Consider the following 21,466-nt stretch of genomic DNA (forward strand, 5'->3'; position numbering starts at 1 on the left):
TCTCATACAAAGACAGCTAGCTTTTAGATATTACCAATAACAGTTAGATTAGAATTGATAGGTCAAAGAGGTTTTGATATTACGACCCATCTCAAAATCTGTAGCCGTAGCATTAGCTGGATTTAAGCGCGAACCGTGGCTAGCATAAGTTTCATCAAACAGGTTATAAACCCCAACTGTGGCTTTCAAGCCATCTACTTGAGCTGGAGAGTAGCTCATAAAGATATCATGGACATCATAGCTCGGTTTCTTAAGCTTCGTAACGTCACCTCGAAGTATAAAGGTTTGCGTAACAGGGGCTACATAGGTACTGCGCCAGCCAAGCTCAGTGGTATCAGTTGGCTGATACGCTAGATTGACCATGTATTTATCACCTGCATCTGATCCTGACCCTGTTTGTGAATAAAAACTATAACCCGTATCTTCACCTTTACTACGCGCATGAGCATAGCTTAAACCCATGCTAAAGTTATTCATTTTATAATCAGCGGCCAGCTCAACACCTTTTATTTTATAATCTTCGTCCTTATTGACCGCACCTTGGCAATCATTCCCAAGGTTTGGTCCACAGCTTAGACCTGAGCGTATAAATTCAATATAGTTTTCGATATTGGTTTCAAAGTATTTACCGCTTAGTTGTAGCGAATCATTAGCCGTAGTGAGATCACGCAAGGTGGTTACGACACCCACTTCAGCGTTATCACCCTCTTCTGCTTTTAGGTCGTTGTTAACCACTGTGCCAGCACCATCTCGATTAAAAATCGTTTGGCTCAAGTCTGGGCCGTTAAATAACTGGGTATAGCTAGCAAAAATCTGCGTACTCGGAGCGATCTCATAGCTTGCGGCAAGGGCACCGACGACATTGTCATACGTTTTACCACCAGCAATAAATTCTGGTGCCTCGTAACGGTCATAACGCACGCCTGGCGTCAGCGTCAGTTTGCCCATTTGCCATTGGTCTTCTAGATACACTGAGGTGTTTTTGGCGCTGTCTTTTCCTGATACCGGCAGTTTTGTTGTTCGGTCTTCAGCGCTATAAAAGTCTGACTGCTTTTTATAATGTTCTACCCCTGCGATCAATTTATGGCGTCCTGAGGCTGCATCAATCACACTGGTGTTTTCAATCTTAACACCTGTGGTTTTTACTTTTGCATCCCAATCATACCCTGAAACAGCCTCAATACCATTATCACGTAAAATTTGCGTTTCGGTTTGATAAACGGTGGTATCAACGTCAATGAGTGAGTTTGCTGGATTAAAGTTATGATCGAGCGTATAAGTATCGCGCTTCACCTGTTGCGGAATCGGTGGCTCAGAGCGACTCGGAAAGTCTGGGCGGAATGGAAAAACCCCTTCTTTATCAGTACGGCTAAAGCTTGCGCCTACATGATGGTCATCACCAACATAAGCACCGGCTTTTAATAAGAAGCTCTCGCTCTCACTGTCTTCAAACAACTCACGGCCGTCGCCGTCTTCACCTGAGCTGGTATCACGCTTGCCATAATACGCCAATAAATCCACATTATCAGACGGTGCGCCAAAAACGGTGGCTGACGTCAATAGCTCATCATTATTACTGGCATAACCGGCTTTTAGCTTGGCACCAATCTTTTGACCGGGCTTTAATAAATCTGCAGCATCTACCGTTTCAAACGCGACCGCGCCGCCTAAGGCATCATTACCGAGCGTGACAGAATTGTTACCCACCGCCACATCCGCTTGTTTTAGCAAGTCAGGATCAATGGTGATATCGCCCATATGATAGAACAGCTTGCCCTCTTGGCGCGCGCCATCGACGGTGACTTTTAGGTTGCTGTCTTCAAGACCGCGAATACGAATGCGCTGATTGACTGCTGAGGTGCCACCTACGGTAACCCCTGGTACGACATTCAAAAAATCGCTCAAATGGCTGGCTTGCTGCGCTGGCGTATAGTCTTCGACATAAACCCCATCTTCTTGGACTTTTTCGCGGACTGAGCTATTGGCGGTCACCGTAATGGTCTGCAACGTGGTGCTTGGCATGTCTTCTGCAGGTGCTGCACTGACTGCTTGTGACCATAATACCGCTGCCACGCCCATGGACAATACCGTCATTTGACTAGATAGTTTTGATAACTTTACTTCACGCATAACACACTCACCTTATTGACTATCACAAATTAGAATTTTTAAGAGCTATTTACTGTTGAGCACAGCTTGTGGCAGTTGCACCGCTTATTGTTGAAAACCATTTTTTAGACGATTGGAATCTTGACAAAGCCAAAGTCTTTCATACGAATAACAATGTTAATGATAATTATTAGCATTTTAATAGTGAGAGGCATAATAACGAAGTACTAACAATTTGGCAATAATTAATGCGAGAAATTTAATATTAAAAAATAGCGCTAAATCTGGCTGGCTTATTCCGTTTTGTTGCTTACTGTTTTTAGACGAGTAGAAATAGCGAGCAAACCAAATCCGCTGCGCTATGTTCGTCTAATAGACTGTTATTATTTAAGAAATAAAGCCATCAACATGAAAAAAACATTGCAATAGCCAACCCTTTCACTATACCCTTATATAGTTGACCAATTAGTCAGGTTTAAACCTACGACTATTAGTCATATTGATAAATAATAGCTAGCTGCTGATATTTATTAGCACAAGGATAAGTGCGACTCTTTGTGAGACAACTAAGCAATATGAAGATAAACGGTGTGTCGATATCCATCTCTAAACTCATCACACTGCTTAGCTCTCTCCACAGAGCTTGGACTAAAAGTCACTTTAGGAGGAAGCCAAGATGAGCGAACACATTCAAGGGAATCCCGATTTACTATACGGATTGCATGACCGCCCTACCCCTACAAAAGCCTTTTTGGGCGCAGTACAACACGTACTTGCCAGCTTTGTCGGTATCATCACCCCCTCATTAATCATAGGTGGCGTCTTGGGTTTGGGGGAACATATCCCTTATCTCATCAGCATGTCATTGATGGTATCAGGGGTCGCTACCTTTATTCAGACGTATAAAGTTGGACCAGTAGGTTCCGGTCTTATGGCGTTACAAGGAACCAGTTTTGGCTTCTTGGCCGCGGTATTGGCGGCAGGTTTTGTGGTAAAAAACAAAGGCGGGAGTCCGGAAGAGATTCTCTCTGTTATCTTTGGCGTCTCCTTTCTTGGTGCCTTCGTTGAGATTTTCTTAAGTCAATTTATTACCAGACTCAAATCTCTGATGAGTCCTATCGTGACGGGTTGTGTGATTGTGACTATCGGTCTGTCATTAACCAAGGTTGGTCTGACGGATTTGGCAGGCGGCGTGGGCGCTGAAGATTTCGGGAGTATACAGAATCTGTTGCTCGGTGGCGGAGTCTTAGTCAGTGTGGTGTTGATTAGTATTGTTAATAATAAAGTCATTCGCTCCAGTGCTATCTTTATAGGGTTGATGCTTGGTCTGATCGCAGCCATTCTTATGGGACGTATTGATTTCTCTTTGGTCTCTGATGCCCCTATCTTTACGCTACCTGTGCCATTCAAGTTTGGCTTTGGGTTTGATTGGCAGGCTTTTATTCCTATCGCCTTTATGTATGTCATTACCAGTATTGAAACCTCTGGTGATTTGACGGCGACTTCGATGATATCGGGCGAACCCATCAAAGGACCTTTATACGAGAAACGCATTAAAGGTGGCGTATTAGGTGATGGTGTCAACTCATTAATTGCGGCGGTATTTAACACGTTCCCTGTGACGACTTTTAGCCAAAACAACGGCGTGATTCAGATGACTGGCATTGCCAGTCGCTATGTGGGCTTCTATGTTGGGGCTATCTTATTCACTATGGGGCTATTTCCTATTTTGGGTGCTATCTTTACCCAATTGCCAAAACCAGTCGTTGGCGGTGTGACGTTATTAATGTTTGCAACGGTAGCGACTGCTGGTATTCGTATCCTATCAACCGTCAACTTTACCCATCGCAACATCTTAATCATTGCCACTTCGCTAGGTCTGTCCATGGGCGTGGCTTTTGTTCCTGACGTGTTCGCACAGGCGCCGCAGCTTTTCCGTAATATCTTTGGTTCGGCAGTTACTATGTCAGGTATTGTAGCCATTACTCTTGATATGATTTTGCCCAAAAACTACGGTGTCGAATTTGATACAGCAGAACAGCATGTGGATGACGGCCTAAAACCGCTTAGACAAAAGGCTTCTTAAACGTACGTTAGGATAGTCAAATTCTTTACCAATCAGCATTGCTGCCCTTGGTTCTAGTTCTGGTTCTGAACATTGACTCTTTTAGCGCTCATTAATACGAAATCATTCAGAATGCTTTCGTATTAATGGCATGTTATAGACGTAAAATAATGATAAATAAGCATTACTCAAGACCACAGCCACGCAAAATAAACGGCACTAAAAAGTCTGCCGCCCGCGCTTCATCCTGCTGATCGTACTCACTCTTTTCCATCAAACCAACAATTTCTGTCTCAAATTCTGCATATCGCTGCGTCGTTGCCCAAATCAAAATCAATAGCTGTAAAGGGTCAGCGATGCCAATCTTACCTTGCTCATGCCAAGTTTTCATCACTTGTGCCTTGTCTAGCGCCCACGCCTTCATGGTCGCCGACATAAATTCATGCAGATGCGGGGCACCGCCGATGACTTCCAGCGCAAATAATTTATGGCGATTGGGATGAGCAAACGCTTGATGCAATTTGGTACGGACAAACTTTTCGATGACCGTTTTAGGGTCACTATCGACTGTCATGGTGACTAGGCCATCGTTCCACTCTTGAATAATAGAATGCAGCACTGCTTGGTACAGATTTTTTTTATTCTTAAAGTAGTAATGCACGTTGGCTTTTGGCAGCCCGGCTCTATCGGCAATCCCTTGCATCGTCGCACCGCGGAAACCTTGCAGCACGAACTCCTCTTCTGCCGCCGCCAAAATAACGGTTTGATTGTGGGCGCGGATATCTTGCTGATTGCGCTGTACAGGCGCGTCAGACGCGGCTTGTGGTTCTATATTGTTATGTTGAGCCATGATAAATGTTACCTGTCATTATTGTGATGAATAAAGAGCCATATCCCAGCCAATAACTGGATTCATATGCTAATTTTTATGAAATATCACCAGTCTAAATAAAATATTTGCATAAAGTAGTTGACCAAATGGTCAGGTTTAAGCAGAATAGCTCATAGTAAACCAATTATTATTCGATAAATACTACTTTAGCATGAGATGTTATCGAGAGATGTTACTCCACCGCTTTTGTCAGAAAAGAAAAGGATGTCACTGTGAAATTATCTTTACAGCAATTTAATGAGCTCTCAACAGCTGAGGCAATTTCACATCTATTGACCTGCTGTACCAGCACCCATTGGGCGCAGGCTTTAGAAAAAAAACGTCCTTTCGCTGATATATCTACATTACTTGCTCATAGTGATGATGCTTGGGCACAAGCACAGACAGCAGAAGCCCAGTTACTAAAGGCTTTTGATGGTCATCCACAAATCGGCAACGTCGACTCGTTAAAAGAAAAATACCGCAATACTCAAGACAGTGCTGCCCATGAGCAGTCGGGCGCTAATGATGCCAATGACGAGGTGATTGAAGCTTTGGCACAAGGCAATCAAGACTACCTTGATAAATTTGGCTTTATCTTTATCGTATTTGCCACTGGTAAGAGCGCGCAGCAAATGCTCGATTTATTGTTAGCACGCTTGCCCAATGATCGCGCTACTGAACTGGTCAATGCGGCGGCTGAGCAAAATAAAATCACCCGCTTACGTTTACAGAAACTGCTGAGTGACGCTTAACGCATTCAGCCCATCTGACTCATTTATATAAAAGGAATTATTATGTCAGGTACTCTCTCATCGCATATTTTAGATACCCATTTGGGCAAACCAGCCGCTGGTATTACCGTGACGCTAGATCGCGTAAGCGCAAGTGGCAAGGCATCTCTATTAGCCAATGGCGTCACCAACGCGGATGGACGCGTGGCACCAGATAGCTGGTCGTTTGATCCAACGATTGATATTGCTGAATATCACTTAGATGTTGGTCGTTATACCTTAACCTTTGATACGCAGTCTTATTTCGATGCACAAAATCTCACGGCTTTTTATCCACAAGTAGTCATCGATTTTATGATAAGTGATAACGGTCACTATCATGTACCGCTACTGCTTAGCGCACATGGCTACAGCACGTATCGCGGCTCTTAGTTATGTAGTTATATAGCATCACTATATAAAAACACATCATAAAACAACGTCGCCATAGCAAAACGCATCGAAAGATTGAAAAAAGCTGAACAAAAGAAAATTGTAAAAAGGACATTTGCAACATGGGCGCTTATTATCTCGATTGGTTTAACTTATTTTTTCGCTGGTTCCACGTCATCGCTGGCGTGGCATGGATTGGTGCGTCTTTTTACTTTGTTTGGCTAGATCTTAGTTTACGTAAACCACCACAGTGGAAAGCTGACAAAGGCATTTCAGGCGACTTATGGGCGGTACATGGTGGCGGCTTTTATGAAATTGCCAAATATAAGCTTGAGCCCGAAGAGATGCCAAAAACCCTGCACTGGTTTAAATGGGAAGCTTATACCACTTGGCTGACGGGTATGGCGATGCTCTCTATCGTCTATTATGCCAATGCGACTGCCTACTTGATTGATCCCAGCAAAGTCGATTTTGGTAGTAGTATCGGTGCCATTTCGACCAGTTTGTTATTTTTATTCGGCAGCTATTTCATTTATGAAGTGATTGTCCGCAGCCACTTGGGCAAAAACTCCTTCATTTTTAGCACCATTATTTTTATCCTATTAATCATCGCCTGCTGGGGTTCTTACCAGCTGTTTAGTGACCGTGCTTCGTTCATTCATATCGGTGCTATCTTAGGTACTGTGATGGCAGGTAATGTGTTCTTTGGCATCATGCCCGCTCAACGAGCGCTGGTAGAATGCGTGAGGCGTGGCGAAAAACCAGGCAAAGAAGTAGCGGACTTGGCACTACAAGCAAAAAACCGCTCGCTGATGAACAACTATTTTACCTTACCGCTGATCTTTACCATGATTAGCAATCATTATCCGATGATGTACGCTCATGCTCACGGCTGGTTGGTATTGGTATTTGTGGGTATCATCACGGCTATTGTACGTCACTATTTTAACCAAAAGCATTTAGACAATCATAAGCCGCGTTATTTGGTCATCCCTACTGTCTTAACTGTATTATTAATTATTTGGATGCGCCCAGAACCAATTGAGCCATTACCTGTTGTCGCTGCTGCAGCCGCTGCTGAAACGGCGACACCAGATAGTGTACCACCAACAACTGATAGTGCAGCCGACGGTTCTACTATAAGCACTGATGCCGCCTCAAATGAAAATATCACTGCCGATGTCGTGCCAGTAACTGCTTCTGCTGATGATGCCATTATGGATGTCGTGCACACGCGCTGTAGCACGTGCCATGCCGCTCAGCCTACTCAGCAAGGATTTGCCGCGCCGCCAGCTGGTATCATCTTGCAGACACCAACCGACATGAAAACTCATAAAGCAAAAATCGTCACTGCCGTACAAACGGGCTATATGCCACTGGGTAATCTCACAAAATTGACTGATGAAGAACGTCAGCAAATGGTGGCTTATGCATCGGGATTATAGATAAAGGCCGTAGATAAATATTACATGGATCCAAAGTTACGCCTTATTTTGCTTTAGTTGACTTAAGTTGCTTTAAAATATTTAGGATATATTGACAATGAGTAAAAAAATAATCAGCGATTTCAATCAAGACGCCTACCCTCGCGACTTAAAAGGCTATGCTGACACGCCGCCAAAAGCCAACTGGCCAGGCGGCGCTAAAATCGCTGTACAGTTCGTCCTCAATATCGAAGAAGGCGCAGAAAATAGCGTGATTCATGGTGACGGTCAATCAGAGCGGTTTTTATCGGATGTCTTAGGTACGCCAGAATTTAACAATCGTCATCAGTCGATTGAGTCGGCATTTGAATATGGTAGCCGTGTGGGTGTTTGGCGAGTATTGGATACTTTTAAAGAATACGGTTTGCCTATTACGACCTTCACTTGCGCCGCTGCTGCCGAAAAAACGCCTCATATTATCGAGCGAGTATTAGAAGATGGGCACGAAATCGCCAGTCACGGTCTACGCTGGATTACTTATCAAAATATGTACCGCGAGACCGAGCGCGAGCATGTGCGCCGTGCCACTGAAATATTCGAGCGCATGATCGGTGGTCAGCCGCTCGGTTGGTACACTGGTCGCGATAGCCCCAACACTCGTGAGTTGGTCGCCGAACAAGGTGGCTATATTTATGACTCAGACTCTTACGCGGATGAGCTCCCTTACTGGCTCAATGTCAAAGTAGAAGACGATAACAAAATCGCTCGTAAGCCGCATTTGGTCATTCCCTATACTTTAGAGACCAATGACATGCGTTTTTCCTCAAGCCCAGGCTTTACCAATGCCGAGCCTTTTTATCAATATTTAAAAGACAGCTTCGATACCTTATACGAGGAAGGCGCGCACACGCCCAAGATGCTGACCATCGGTTTGCATTGCCGCATCATTGGTCGCGCCGGTCGCATCATTGCCCTCAAAAAGTTTTTGCAATATATCACTAGCAAGCCCGATGTGTGGGTATGCCGCCGTGATGACATTGCCAAACACTGGTATAAAAACCATCCAGCCACAGCCGATAACACTGCAAACTGGATGTAACCATACGTTTAGACACAAATTTATTGCGGCACAACACCACTAAGGAACATCAACAATGTCAACAAAGAGTACATATTACGCACCAACTGGCGGATTGCCTCCACAAACACAACTGCTATCTGATCGCGCTATCTTCACCGAAGCTTATGCCATTATTCCCAAACGTGTACTGACCGACATTGTTATTAGCTATCTGCCGTTTTGGACAGGTATGCGCATGTGGGTGCTTGCACGCCCACTTTCAGGTTTCTCTGAGACTTTTTCACAGTATATCGTCGAAGTTGAGCCTAATGGCGGCTCAGAAAAGCCTGAGCTAGATGCAAACGCTGAAGGTGTTATATTCATCGTTGAAGGTGAAATGGACATGACTATCGAAGGCGTGTCGCATCATCTTGAAGCGGGCGGTTATGCATTCTTACCACCCGGCTGCAAATGGACGATAAAAAACAATAGCGACAAGCACGTTAAACTCCATTGGATTCGTAAAGCTTATCAACACTGTGAAGGAATTGAGGTGCCTGAAGCCTTTGTAACCAGCGATCACGATGTTGCAGCGATTGAGATGCCGGGTACTGATGGCGTATGGGCAACCACCAGATTTACCGAGCAGTCTGATATGCGTCACGACATGCATGTGAATATCGTCACTTTCCAACCAGGTGGCGTGATTCCATTTGATGAAACGCATGTGATGGAACATGGTTTGTATGTCCTAGAAGGTAAAGCGGTCTATCACTTAAATGGTGAATGGGTAGAAGTTGAGGCAGGCGACTTTATGTGGCTACGCGCATTCTGCCCACAATCTTGTTACGCTGGCGGACCCGGTCCATTTAGATACTTACTATACAAAGACGTGAATCGTCATATGCCGTTTATTCGCCCAGCACGATAAGCCCTGCGCAATAAATAATAACCAGAACAACAAAGCATTCAGAACGATGAGCAATATAGCGGCATAATCGTTCATTCGAATATGTCATTTATTCCCAGATGTTGATTTAATTCGCGTACGGGCTTATGGCAAAGTGGCTCATAGCAATTATAAACAGTGATCACCAAAAGTAAGGCAAAGTCATGAGTACTCTTATGAAGACTACGATCGTTGCAAGACCTTTAACCAAAGCTGAGTTTGCGCCCTACGGCACCGTAATCGAACCCTATGACAAGGAAGCACAGACGCCTGAAAATAGCTACCATATCAATAAAGGCTATGCCTGCCGCCATCACGCCATCGCTGAAGCCAAACTTGACGGCGGCGATGTCGGCATGAGTATCTTTCGCGCCAAAAAGCGTGAATTTCCTATTGCCTTATCGGTCATGGAATATCATCCGTTTGGCACGCAAGCGTTCTTTTCGATGAATGGTCAGGATTATATCGTCATCGTTGCACCTGCTGGTGCGCCGCCACAGTCTGCGGATGATTTGACCGTGTTTTATGTCCAATCTCATCAAGGTGTGCAATACGATGCCAATGTCTGGCATCATCCGCTACTTGCCCTCGGTTATGACTCTGATTTTTTGGTGATAGATCGCATCAATGGCGAAGGCAAAAACTGTTATGAGCTGGATATAGAGGATTGGCAGGTGCAAATTGAACTTACCAATGAGCACTCTTCCGTTTAATTAAGGTCTGTAAACGAGCTGTTAACCATTCATAAACATAAAGCCTGTTAATAAAAATTAGCTGGCTTTATTGTGAATGTAGGATCCATCCTATATAAATAATCATCTTCCAAAACACAGTGCCCATTTAACAGCAGTAGCAAAACATCTACATAGGCTACTTGCTTTTTATGTACTATCGTACTAGAATACTGAAACGAAGTAAGCTTCCCTTTTCTTTTCCATTAAGATGAATGTTATGAGCACAGACCCTTATCAAAGCTTATTAAGCCATTTAGCCAGTTGTTATGACAGCACTGATATCGACCTGCTATTCAGTGCGCTATTGACGGAAAAAGAGCAGCAGGAAATTGCGAATCGTATCCGCATTTTTGACTTGCTGGAGCGCGGTGTCACCCAGCGCGAGATATCCGAGCAGCTAGGTGTCGGTATCGCTACCGTCTCGCGCGGCGCCAAAGCCATGCAAGTTCATGATGTGAGTGCCTTACTAATGACTCATAGAAAAAATTCATAAAAGACACAGCTGAAAAGGCCGCCTAATTAATTAGAAACTAGAGTTTTAAGTTGTCTTACTTTTTATTTGATCAATCATTGAACCAATTTGGATATTGTTATGACCTCTCCTAACTCAAACCCTGAGCAACCTGCTGCTATTGATATTCCTAGTAAACCACAGCGCATTAAACTCACTCAGGATATTGATTTCTTTGCGTTGTTCAAACGTATTGAGCGCGCTTTTGAGACTTGTTATTTGCTCGAATCATTGGGCGAAGATGGACATATGGCGCGTCATCATGCGATTGGTTTTGATCCAGTGATGACCATTGCCGCCATCGATCGTACAACCCTCGCGATTACTGATAATAAAACTGCTGAAACTAGCCGTTATCAAACGGATAATCCTTACGAGCTACTGCGCAAAATTACGCCGCAGCACGTCATTGCTCGTGACCAAAGCGGTGGTCTTGTCGGTTATTTGGGTTACGACAGTGTCAATTTCTTTGAACCCAGTCTCAATGCTAAAGCGAGCGATGACTTTGAACCGTTTAAATTTGGCGTATATTTGGATGGTTTGACGCTCGATAAGATGACCGGTGAGATTTTCTACTTTTACTATCCAACTGCGCAGCAAGAAAACCGCATCGAGCAAATCAAAGCGCTACTTGATGAGCAAATTCCAAGCTATGAGCCGCCTACAGTTGAGTTTTTGGGTGATGGCATGAGTCCAGAAGAGCACGCTAAAGCCGTCATGCAAGTCAAAGAAGACATCATCTCAGGGCGTATCTTTCAGTGTGAGGTAGGTTTTAAATCCAAATACCGTATTGCCGGCGATAAAATGCCCATTTATGAAAAATTGCGGTCGGTCAATCCGTCGCCGCATATGTATTTTATGAAATTTGCCCAGCAGTGCATCATTGGTGCCTCGCCTGAACTACTATTTCGCTTGCGCCAAGGCGAGATGGAAACCTATCCACTAGCAGGTACTGCCAAGCGCGGTGTCGATGTCATCGAAGACCGACAGCTTGCTAGAGCATTGCTCAACGATGCCAAAGAAATTGCCGAGCACAATATGCTAGTCGATTTGCATCGCAACGATATCGGCCGTGTGGCACAATTTGGCACCGTCAAAGTACGTAGTCTCATGGATATCAAACGCTTCTCACACGTGCAACATATCTCGTCTGAAATCGTCGGAATTTTACATCCTAATGAAGATATGTTTAGCGCCCTTGCCAGTAACTTCCCCGCTGGGACGTTGTCAGGCGCGCCAAAAGTTGAAGCAATTAAAGTCATCAATGAGCTGGAGCCAGATGGTCGCGGTGCTTATGGTGGTGCGCTTGGATCGTTTAATTTCAATGGTGATTGTATTTTTGCCATTCCTATTCGCAGCCTATTCATCAACGGCGAGTCTGCCTATGCGCAAACCTGTGGCGGTAATGTTTATGACTCCAATCCTGCTGATGAATATTTAGAAATTCAGCGTAAATTGTCTGCCATGAAAGTAGTCTTAGACAGTTTTATGAACCCGTAAATTGTTTATATTTTGCCAAAGAGTTGATAACCCATGAATGTTTTAATTATAGATAACTACGACTCCTTTACCTTTAATCTTTACCAATATATCGGCGAGATTTTGCAGACGATGGACGGCGATAAAGCCGCCAACGTCATTGTTAAACGTAACAATGAGATAACGTTAGCAGATGTACAGGCCATGAATCTTGACCGCATTATCATTTCACCGGGCCCTGGCGCTCCTGACGACCCTGCCTACTTCGGTATTTGTGCCGAAGTAATTGAAGTCATGGGTAAGACGACGCCGCTACTGGGTGTCTGCTTAGGTATGCAAGGCATCGCGCATGTGTTCGGCGGCGATGTGGTACGGGCAAGCGTGCCGATGCATGGTAAGGTCTCATCGATTCGCCATGATGGCGCGGGTGTCTATCAAGGCTTGCCACAAGAGATTGAAATTATGCGCTACCACTCATTGATGGTAAAAGCAGACACCTTACCAGATTGCTTGGCTGTCACAGCTGTCGTTGCTAATGACGCTCATGCTGAGTTCAGCCTAACCGAATCTGCGCTAGCAGGTGAGGAGATTATGGGACTACAGCATAAAGATTATCCCATTCAAGGTGTGCAGTTTCACCCAGAGTCATTTGCAACGGAAGGTGCCAAACGCTTGCTGACGAATTTTTTACTACAAGTGTAAATCTTGATGCTTAAGTTTGGGGGATATGACACCAAAGGTGTGATAAGCCAAAGACAAGCGTACCTCTAACTCAAATAAATTGAATTTTATGTCTAACTGACTTGTGTTCGAACTTAATTAACGCTTTAATGATAGATTGAAAAAATAAACAAAAGACAGCCCTTACTCGGGTTGTCTTTTTCTTATTCCAGTATTGTATGATGCCATTAGCCAAAAGGCTTGGACAGTTTGAGTTTTTGAGTTTGGGCATGGGTTTTGATATCACATAAAAATAGAGAACGATATGGCAAATACCGATGGCGTAATGTCAGCACGGCAGTCATGGATAGGCACCATTCAAATTATCACAGCCGCTGTCTGCTGGGGTACCTTGGGGATATTTTCGACCTACCTCAATCAAATCGGCTTTAGTGGCTGGCAAATTACGATCTTACGTATCGTGACCGCGGCTATTCTTATTCTTGTCATGCTACCAAAACTATGGCCGCATCTTATCAAGCTTCGTCAAAAGCAGTGGCTTGGACTGGCATTGCAGTCTTTGATTGGCGTACTTGGTATGTCAGTATGCTACTTTTTTGCTGTGATCTATGTCGGTGCTGGGCCTGCGGTTGCCTTGCTTTATACTGCGCCTGTGTTTAGCTTATTGTTTTCGGCATTCTTGCTTGATGAATCTATCACTCGCCAGTCGGCATTACTGGCGCTCATGGCGGTATTTGGTGTTGGATTGACGATGCTTGGTGATGAGGCGCAAGTCAATTGGGGCATCCTATTAGGACTGCTAGCAGGCGTCTGTTATTCCTTATACGGAGTACTGGGCAAGCGCGCGATGCACGATGCACACCCTGCGCCTTTGGTGTTTTTTACCTCTATTATCATCAGTGCTGGTGTACTGCTCTTATTACCTGAAACCTATCAAACCTATGGGCAGTTATTGAGCTTACCCTTACATACTTGGGGCTATGCCTTGGGGTTGTCTTTGATTGGAACCGTCGTGCCCTTTGCCCTTTATATGAAAGCATTAGAGAAATTACCTGCCACTCGTGCATCAGTATTTACGATTTTTGAGCCATTAACTGCCATTGCCCTTTCCATACTATTACTGCATCAATCCTTATCTTGGATTCAATATGTGGGCGTGGTATTAGTCTTACTGGCAGCTTTATTTAATGCCATATTAAACGGCACTGCCACTCGCGTACCACGCTGGCTAAAAAGACGACAAAGAATTTAGTCTGTACTTTTTAAAAAGTTTTAATAGCCTTAGTACCATTGCTATTAGACGAAAAAAGCCCCAACTATATCGATATAGTCGGGGCTTTATTCTGCTTGACACTTTGCTTTAGAGGTAAGTATTTATGCCATAGACGGTTGCTAAATAACTTGGACTGTCTTGATAATATTACTGTTCAATACGCTGCAAAAAGGCCTGCGTACGTGGATGAGTAGATACTTCGAACATCTGCTTAGCGCTACCTTCTTCGACCACATGACCATCCTCAATTAACACCACATGATCTGCCACATCACGAGCAAATTTAATCTCATGAGTCACAACGACCATCGTCCAGCCTTCAGATGCCAGTTGCTTCATCGTGCCCAGTACATCTTGTACCAATTCAGGATCAAGCGCAGACGTTGGCTCATCAAATAATAATAGTGACGGCTCGATAGCCAGTGCACGAGCAATGCCGATACGCTGCTGCTGACCACCAGATAGCTGAAACGGATACAGATCTGCCTTATCCGATAAGCCTACTTTATCAAGTAATGCCAGTGCCTGCTCGCGGGCTTGCGCCTTAGTTTGCCCTTGCACTACCGTCGGCCCAAGCATTAAATTCTCAATCGCAGTCTTATGTGGAAACAAGTTATAAGATTGAAATACCATGCCTGATTTACGCTGCAGCGCGAGCAATGTTTTTTTCTTAGGCTTGGTAGCGAAATCAACCGTTAAGCTACCATCATCAAAAGCAATGATGCCTTGATCAGGAATTTCCAACGCATTCAAGCAACGTAAAAAAGTGGTTTTACCAGACCCTGATGGTCCTAATATCACCACTACCTTGCCTTTTTCGATGGTCAAGTCGATGCCTTTAAGCACTTGATTGCCACCAAAAGCTTTGTGAATATTAGTGACTTGAATCATAAAGCTTCCTGTTGTATTGATATCTGTTTGCTAATAACACACGCTTATCGACGCGGTATTACCATCCTATACTGCCCAATTATCAAGGGTTTATTTCGCCACATAACGATCGAGTCTGGTTTCAAGCTTACCTTGAATAAAGGTCAAGAACAGACAAATACCCCAATAAATAATGGCCGCTTCGGTGTAGACCAACATAAATTCATAGTTACGTGCCGTGATGATTTGCGCCTGCTTAAATAGCTCGGTTACCAATACCAATGACGCCAAAGACGTGTCTTTTACTAGGCTGATAAAGGTATTGGATAACGGGGGTACTGACACCCGAAGTGCTTGCGGCAAAATGACATGACGAAAGGTTTGTAGATACGTCAAGCCTACCGTCGAGCCTGCTTCCCACTGCCCTTTTGGAATGGACAAAATAGAGGCACGCACCGTCTCAGATGCATACGCGCCAATATTGAGCGAAAAGGCAATAATCGCTGAGGGAAAAGGATCAAGCTTTACTCCGATACTTGGCAAGCCGTAGAAAATAATAAATAGCTGAACCAGCATCGGTGTCCCGCGAATGGCGGACACATAAATACGCGCAAGTCTGTATATAATTTCATGGAACCAGCCAGCACGCGGTACGATACGAATCAGCGCTACTGTCAGCGCAATAGCCATACCAATCGCAAATGAGATCAACGCCAGCGGTATCGAATAATAAATACCGCCTTTAAGCATTGGCCAAAATGAATTGATGACAATTTGCGCCCGCGCAGGATCCATAAATGGTAGTAGTGCCAGTAACTCAGCTAGCATTGACGTGATAGACGCTAGCATTATTTTTGTTGACTTATATCAGCACCAAAGAACTCTTCGCTAAGCTTGGTCAGCGTCCCATCGGCTGCTAATGCGGCCATTGCTTCATTCAATTTTGCCACCACAGCGTCGTCCCCTTTGATGAGTACTAGACCTGAACCAGTCTGCTCACTCGCAGGCGCTGTCAGTTTGATCTCAAGTGCTGCATCTGGGAATTTTTTTAGATAATCCAATACTGCCAGATTATCATTCATCGTGAAGTCAGCACGGTCTTGCTTAACCAGTTGAATCGCTTGCGCCATACCATCGACAGGGACGATTTCTGCGCCGTAGCGTTCTGCAAGCTCACCATAGTTGCTGCTCAGTGATTGCGCAGTACGCAGACCTTTTAAACCTTCCCACGAGCTATAACGATTGTCATCAGTCGGTGCTAGTACAACTGCGCCCGACCAGCTATACGGCATGGCTTTGTCATACTTAGCCAAACGCTCAGGCGTGGTCAAGCTTACTTGATTGGCCACCATATCGAAGCGTTTTGAGTCAAGACCTGCAAGCATAGCATCCCACTGGGTCTCTTTAAATTCGACGTCTACGCCTAGTTTATCCGCAACCGCACGTGTCACTTCGACATCATAGCCAGTTAGCTTGCCACTCTCATCATGATAAGTGAATGGCGGATAAGTACCCTCTGTACCGACGTTGATGGTGCCACCATTATTGATACGTTGCAGCAAATCAGAGCCACCCGTCGCGGCACTGTCTGTCGCATTGGTTTCTGCTTCATTGGTAGTAGACTGACCACAAGCGGCAAGTAGCATAGTACTGGCGGCAAGTGCTAAAAGAGTACGACGTTTCATAAGACGTCCTTATAAGAGTGAATGAATAATGCAAAAAGGTATCGTGCCAATAAAACCATAGCAACAAATAAGGATAGGACCAGCACAGGCAAATACTATAATAAAGTATTTGCGCCGCATTATTTAGCTTTGGCTGCTCGATTTGAGGATGATCAGCATATTTTTCAATACTGTTTCTATATTATCTTTGAATTTTTGGGCATTTTTTAGGCAGATATTAACGTTATTATTGCCAATTAAATAGCCATTCATTGATATACTAGCGCACTTCAGAAAGAATAAACGTACAAAAACAGTGAGCATGCGTAAGACTATTATAATTCACCGGAGAATTGATAACGATCGCCTGCATGCCACATCTTCACAAAGGTCAATACTCGACCTGCTGAATACGTCTGACGACGCAATACCAATGTCGGCGATTGCGGTGCGATTTGCAGTAGCGCGGCAATCTCATCTGGTGCCGCTAGTGCACGAATGGTATAGCTACCACGCTCTAGTGGACTTTTGGCAATGAGATAATCACTGGTATTGACCACACTAAAATCCTGCTCAATAAATTCTGGCACCTTTTGCGCATCCACCCAGCGCTCTTCGAACTGTATGGGCTGACCATCTGCAAAGTGAATGATTTTTACCTCGTATAAAACAGCAACGTCGCTACTACTATCTGCGCCAGTACTGTCATCCATCACGGTTGTATCAGCGTTTGTGTTAGAAGACACAGCTACTTTATTAATATCAAATTTACGCCGTAATTCATCGTCTAACATCGCAGCTGTAAGTATGCGTTTACTCACCACTTGCGCCTGATAATCGCGATTGGCAGATTTTAAATCCTGCGCGATATTGCGCACTTCTACAAAGGTATGATTGAACTGCTGCTGGGCGACAAACGTCCCCGATCCTTGCCGGCGCTCTAGCACTCGCTCTTCGCTCAGTTCTTTTAGGGCGCGATTGACCGTCATACGCGATACGCCAAATTCTTTTGCCAACGCCATTTCTGTAGAAATTGAATTGCCCGCTTGCCATTTACCCGAGTGAATATTGTCTAATATGGCGTTTTTAATCCGCTGATATGCCGGAATCGTCTTTGTCATGTCCGTGTTTAACCGTTAATTCACCAATAAGATTAGCGCCATAATATCACGAGATAACGTCATGAACCTTGGCAAAACACTGTGACATTTATCTATCTACCAAAACCCTCACAAAAATAATTGAGTCATTTAACAAAAACTGCTTGCATGAAAAAAGTATCTTTGATAATTTGTATATACAACTTTACGACAGTGCTAAAAAATCTGCGTCATCTAATCGATATTTCGCTGAATTTATAGACTGACTGTAAAACACTTACTTTGATTACTTTATCGTCTTAACAGATATCACAAGGATATGATAATGACTACTGACCATGGAACCAATAAAGAGACTAAGCTGACTCGCCGTGATGAGAGCCGCGAAATCGCAGCGCCCACTGGCAGCACATTACATTGCAAAAGCTGGCTGACCGAAGCCCCTTATCGTATGCTGCAAAACAATTTGCATCCTGATGTGGCCGAAAACCCTAAAAGCCTAGTCGTCTACGGTGGTATCGGACGCGCCGCCCGCAATTGGGAAAGCTACGATCAAATCCTAGCGTCATTGAAAGAATTGGAAGACGATGAAACCTTATTGGTGCAATCTGGCAAACCAGTTGGCGTGTTTCAAACGCACGAAAATGCCCCGCGTGTATTGATTGCAAACTCTAACCTTGTGCCGCGCTGGGCGACGTGGGAGCACTTTAACGAGCTCGATCGCAAAGACTTGATGATGTATGGTCAAATGACAGCTGGTAGCTGGATCTATATTGGCACGCAAGGCATCGTGCAAGGTACATATGAGACCTTTGTAGAAGCAGGTCGTCAGCATTATGACGGTAGCTGGGCGGGACGTTGGATTTTGACCGCGGGTCTTGGCGGCATGGGCGGTGCGCAGCCATTAGCCGCGACTTTTGCAGGTGCAACCTCACTGAACATCGAGTGTCAGCAATCTAGTATCGATTTCCGCTTGCGTACTGGTTATGTCGATAAGCAAGCCGATGACTTAGACCATGCTTATGAGCTCATCAAACAGCATACCGACGCAGGTGAAGCGGTCTCTATCGCCCTACTTGGTAATGCCGCAGATATATTGCCAGAGATGGTCAAGCGCGCCAATGCTGGCGGTATGAAGCCTGATTTGGTCACTGATCAAACCTCAGCGCATGACTTGATCAATGGCTATCTACCAAGTGGCTGGACAGTGGAAGCATGGAAAGCTGCCCAAGAAGATTCAGAGCAACATGCAGCATTAACCAAAGCTGCCGCTCAGTCTTGTGCCGTACACGTACAGGCGATGCTAGACTTGCAGGCAATGGACATTCCAACGACCGATTATGGTAATAATATCCGTCAGGTGGCTTTTGATGAAGGCGTTAAAGATGCCTTTAATTTCCCAGGTTTTGTCCCTGCATATATTCGTCCGCTGTTTTGCCAAGGTAAAGGCCCATTTCGCTGGGTAGCATTATCAGGCGATCCAGAAGACATCTACAAAACCGATCAAAAAATTAAAGAGCTGTTCCCTGAAAACCAACATATCCATCGCTGGTTAGATATGGCAAAAGAGCGCATTCAGTTTCAGGGTTTGCCTGCCCGTATCTGCTGGTTAGGATTGGGTGAACGTGACAAAGCAGGGCTCGCATTCAATGAGATGGTCAAAAACGGCGAGCTAAAAGGCCCTATCGTTATTGGCCGTGATCACTTAGACACAGGCTCAGTGGCTAGCCCTAATCGTGAAACAGAAAGCATGAAAGATGGTTCAGATGCGGTATCTGATTGGGCATTATTGAATGGTATGCTCAATGTCGCAGGCGGCGCAACTTGGGTATCGCTGCATCATGGCGGCGGCGTGGGCATGGGCTACTCGCAGCACTCAGGCATGGTCATCGTCGCAGACGGTACTGATGCTGCAGCCAAACGCTTGGCACGAGTGCTGGTCAACGATTGCGGTTCAGGCGTTATGCGTCATGCGGATGCAGGTTATGAGCTAGCGATCAAAACAGCTAAAGACTATGGTCTAAATCTGCCGATGGTTAAGTAGCATACCCTTTATCCTTATAAGTGATTACTTGACATAAGGATATCATCGACATTTTATCAAGGAGGATAATATGATTGAGCAAAATACGACACTAAATCTCAAGGATGCAGCAGCGACACCAACTGAAGCACTACTGTCTAAATCTATAGCGTTACTGCAGTTGATAGTCTTTAGTGCTATCGGTTTGGTCATGTTTTTTGTGCCATTTACTATTGGTGAGAAAAGCACGATTTTGTTCGATCATGGGGCAACTTATCTGGTCAATCAGCAGCATACATTGTCTGTGACGTTATTATTTTTATTGATGATCTTTGGGGTAAGCAAGCCATTTATAGACGGCTCATGGCGTAAAAACATCACCTACATGATTATGACTGCTTTTAAAATCATTGGTCTGATACTGGCAGTGATGTATGTTGCTGACGTAGCGCCTGCCTTTATGATGGAAGCCGACATGCTGCCGTTTTTGTTTGAAAAACTGGCATTACCAGTCGGTATGATTGTACCGCTTGGGGCATTAATTTTAGCATTTTTGGTGGGTTTTGGTTTGCTCGAGATGGTCGGTGTGCTCATGCAGCCGATCATGAAACCTATCTGGAAAACCCCAGGTTCATCAGCGATTGATGCGGTCGCATCCTTTGTTGGTAGCTACTCTATCGGGCTGCTCATTACTAATCGTGTCTACTTGCAAAAGCAATATTCAGCGCGCGAAGCCATTATCATTGCGACTGGATTTTCGACCGTATCAGCGGCATTTATGGTGATTGTTGCCAAAACGCTTGGTCTGATGGAGTTTTGGAATCTGTTCTTTTGGTCTACGCTAGTGATTACCTTTATCGTCACTGCGATTACTGCTCGTATTCCACCCATTAGCCTTGTTGATGATAGCGTTGAACGTCCCGCTTTAGACCATAAACGTGGTACACGTCTGGCGGCAGCATTTGATTTGGGTTTGTCCACTTCACGCCGTGCCACTGACCTAAAACAAATCTTATGGTCTAACTTTCGCGATGGGCTGACGATGGCAGCGGCGATTGTGCCTTCTATCATTGCGGTTGGCTTGACAGGATTGATATTAGCAAAGTATACGCCTGTATTCGATGCTTTAGGCTTGCTTCTTTATCCATTCACATGGCTTAGCGGCTTACCAGAGCCTTTGGTTGCCGCCAAAGGTATGTCAGCGGGATTGGCTGAAATGTTCTTGCCAGCACTGCTCCTCAGTGAGGCTGATATACTGACTCGCTATGTTGCAGGGGTCATCTCTATTAGCAGCGTGTTGTTTTTCTCTGCCATGATTCCTTGTGTGCTTGCCACTGAAATACCATTATCTGTCGGCAAAATGGTCATTATCTGGTTTGAGCGTGTGGTACTCAGTATTTTATTGGCTGCGGCATTCGGACATCTAGCCATGTACTTCAACTGGATTGGCTAAAAAAACAAATTTAATAACAAGTATTATGTTAACT

General features: G+C 44.7%; 19 protein-coding genes. 13 read left to right on the plus strand and 6 right to left on the minus strand.

What is annotated here, in order from left to right; genetic code table 11:
* Positions 1 to 48: 48 nt before the first annotated feature.
* The gene (locus JMX95_RS06600; protein ID WP_201560374.1) at positions 49 to 2,130 is read right to left on the minus strand and encodes a TonB-dependent receptor domain-containing protein; all 2,082 of its coding nucleotides are present in this window, start codon (positions 2,128 to 2,130) and stop codon (positions 49 to 51) included.
* Positions 2,131 to 2,785: 655 nt separating this feature from the next.
* Between JMX95_RS06600 and JMX95_RS06605 the strand changes: the two genes are divergently transcribed.
* Positions 2,786 to 4,195, plus strand: a complete 1,410-nt coding sequence (locus tag JMX95_RS06605; RefSeq protein ID WP_201560375.1) for a uracil-xanthine permease family protein — start codon at positions 2,786 to 2,788, stop codon at positions 4,193 to 4,195.
* A gap of 163 nt (positions 4,196 to 4,358) precedes the next feature.
* Here the strand turns inward: JMX95_RS06605 and JMX95_RS06610 are convergent, their stop codons facing one another.
* Entirely contained in the window at positions 4,359 to 5,024 is a 666-nt protein-coding gene (locus JMX95_RS06610; protein ID WP_201560376.1) for a TetR/AcrR family transcriptional regulator, read from the minus strand.
* Between the two features lie 254 nt (positions 5,025 to 5,278).
* On the opposite strand from JMX95_RS06610, the gene uraD reads away from it, so the two are divergent.
* The 10 genes from uraD to JMX95_RS06660 all read left to right on the plus strand — a co-directional run bounded on the left by uraD (position 5,279) and on the right by JMX95_RS06660 (position 14,301).
* Positions 5,279 to 5,800 (plus strand): 2-oxo-4-hydroxy-4-carboxy-5-ureidoimidazoline decarboxylase, encoded by a 522-nt coding sequence (gene uraD / locus JMX95_RS06615; RefSeq protein ID WP_201560377.1) that lies wholly within the window; start codon positions 5,279 to 5,281, stop codon positions 5,798 to 5,800.
* A gap of 42 nt (positions 5,801 to 5,842) precedes the next feature.
* The gene (gene uraH / locus JMX95_RS06620) at positions 5,843 to 6,211 is read left to right on the plus strand and encodes a hydroxyisourate hydrolase (RefSeq protein WP_193008652.1); all 369 of its coding nucleotides are present in this window, start codon (positions 5,843 to 5,845) and stop codon (positions 6,209 to 6,211) included.
* 122 nt (positions 6,212 to 6,333) lie between these two features.
* The gene (locus tag JMX95_RS06625) at positions 6,334 to 7,656 is read left to right on the plus strand and encodes a urate hydroxylase PuuD (RefSeq protein WP_201560378.1); all 1,323 of its coding nucleotides are present in this window, start codon (positions 6,334 to 6,336) and stop codon (positions 7,654 to 7,656) included.
* Positions 7,657 to 7,753: 97 nt separating this feature from the next.
* Positions 7,754 to 8,734, plus strand: coding sequence for an allantoinase PuuE (gene puuE, locus JMX95_RS06630; RefSeq protein WP_201560379.1), 981 nt, complete (start codon positions 7,754 to 7,756; stop codon positions 8,732 to 8,734).
* 55 nt (positions 8,735 to 8,789) lie between these two features.
* Positions 8,790 to 9,626 (plus strand): bifunctional allantoicase/(S)-ureidoglycine aminohydrolase, encoded by an 837-nt coding sequence (locus tag JMX95_RS06635; RefSeq protein WP_201560380.1) that lies wholly within the window; start codon positions 8,790 to 8,792, stop codon positions 9,624 to 9,626.
* Positions 9,627 to 9,808: 182 nt separating this feature from the next.
* Positions 9,809 to 10,357, plus strand: a complete 549-nt coding sequence (locus JMX95_RS06640) for an ureidoglycolate lyase (RefSeq protein WP_227675994.1) — start codon at positions 9,809 to 9,811, stop codon at positions 10,355 to 10,357.
* 238 nt (positions 10,358 to 10,595) lie between these two features.
* Entirely contained in the window at positions 10,596 to 10,871 is a 276-nt protein-coding gene (locus JMX95_RS06645) for a Trp family transcriptional regulator (protein WP_201560381.1), read from the plus strand.
* Positions 10,872 to 10,970: 99 nt separating this feature from the next.
* Positions 10,971 to 12,389: an anthranilate synthase component I family protein gene (locus JMX95_RS06650; protein WP_201560382.1), complete on the plus strand. Its 1,419-nt coding sequence runs from the start codon at positions 10,971 to 10,973 to the stop codon at positions 12,387 to 12,389.
* A gap of 33 nt (positions 12,390 to 12,422) precedes the next feature.
* Complete coding sequence (locus JMX95_RS06655) at positions 12,423 to 13,070, plus strand: anthranilate synthase component II (protein ID WP_201560383.1); 648 nt, start codon at positions 12,423 to 12,425, stop codon at positions 13,068 to 13,070.
* 283 nt (positions 13,071 to 13,353) lie between these two features.
* A complete protein-coding gene (locus JMX95_RS06660) occupies positions 13,354 to 14,301 on the plus strand; it encodes a DMT family transporter (RefSeq protein WP_201560384.1) in 948 nt (315 codons plus the stop codon).
* Between the two features lie 168 nt (positions 14,302 to 14,469).
* Here the strand turns inward: JMX95_RS06660 and JMX95_RS06665 are convergent, their stop codons facing one another.
* The 4 genes from JMX95_RS06665 to JMX95_RS06680 form a co-directional block, all read right to left on the minus strand.
* Positions 14,470 to 15,213, minus strand: coding sequence for an amino acid ABC transporter ATP-binding protein (locus JMX95_RS06665; protein ID WP_060491687.1), 744 nt, complete (start codon positions 15,211 to 15,213; stop codon positions 14,470 to 14,472).
* Positions 15,214 to 15,303: 90 nt separating this feature from the next.
* On the minus strand, positions 15,304 to 15,987 hold the full coding sequence (locus JMX95_RS06670; RefSeq protein ID WP_201502793.1) for an amino acid ABC transporter permease: 684 nt from the start codon (positions 15,985 to 15,987) through the stop codon (positions 15,304 to 15,306).
* Positions 15,988 to 16,040: 53 nt separating this feature from the next.
* Positions 16,041 to 16,877, minus strand: coding sequence for an amino acid ABC transporter substrate-binding protein (locus tag JMX95_RS06675; RefSeq protein ID WP_045444411.1), 837 nt, complete (start codon positions 16,875 to 16,877; stop codon positions 16,041 to 16,043).
* 314 nt (positions 16,878 to 17,191) lie between these two features.
* Positions 17,192 to 17,977 carry a UTRA domain-containing protein gene (locus JMX95_RS06680; RefSeq protein ID WP_201560385.1) on the minus strand — a complete coding sequence of 262 codons (786 nt, stop codon included), beginning with the start codon at positions 17,975 to 17,977 and terminating at the stop codon, positions 17,192 to 17,194.
* Positions 17,978 to 18,281: 304 nt separating this feature from the next.
* On the opposite strand from JMX95_RS06680, the gene hutU reads away from it, so the two are divergent.
* Both hutU and JMX95_RS06690 read left to right on the plus strand, forming a co-directional pair.
* On the plus strand, positions 18,282 to 20,000 hold the full coding sequence (hutU, locus tag JMX95_RS06685; RefSeq protein ID WP_193008641.1) for a urocanate hydratase: 1,719 nt from the start codon (positions 18,282 to 18,284) through the stop codon (positions 19,998 to 20,000).
* 70 nt (positions 20,001 to 20,070) lie between these two features.
* Positions 20,071 to 21,432, plus strand: a complete 1,362-nt coding sequence (locus tag JMX95_RS06690) for a YjiH family protein (RefSeq protein WP_193008640.1) — start codon at positions 20,071 to 20,073, stop codon at positions 21,430 to 21,432.
* Positions 21,433 to 21,466 lie beyond the last annotated feature (34 nt).

The sequence above is a fragment of the Psychrobacter sp. NC44 genome (genome assembly GCF_904846655.1).
Lineage (GTDB): Bacteria > Pseudomonadota > Gammaproteobacteria > Pseudomonadales > Moraxellaceae > Psychrobacter.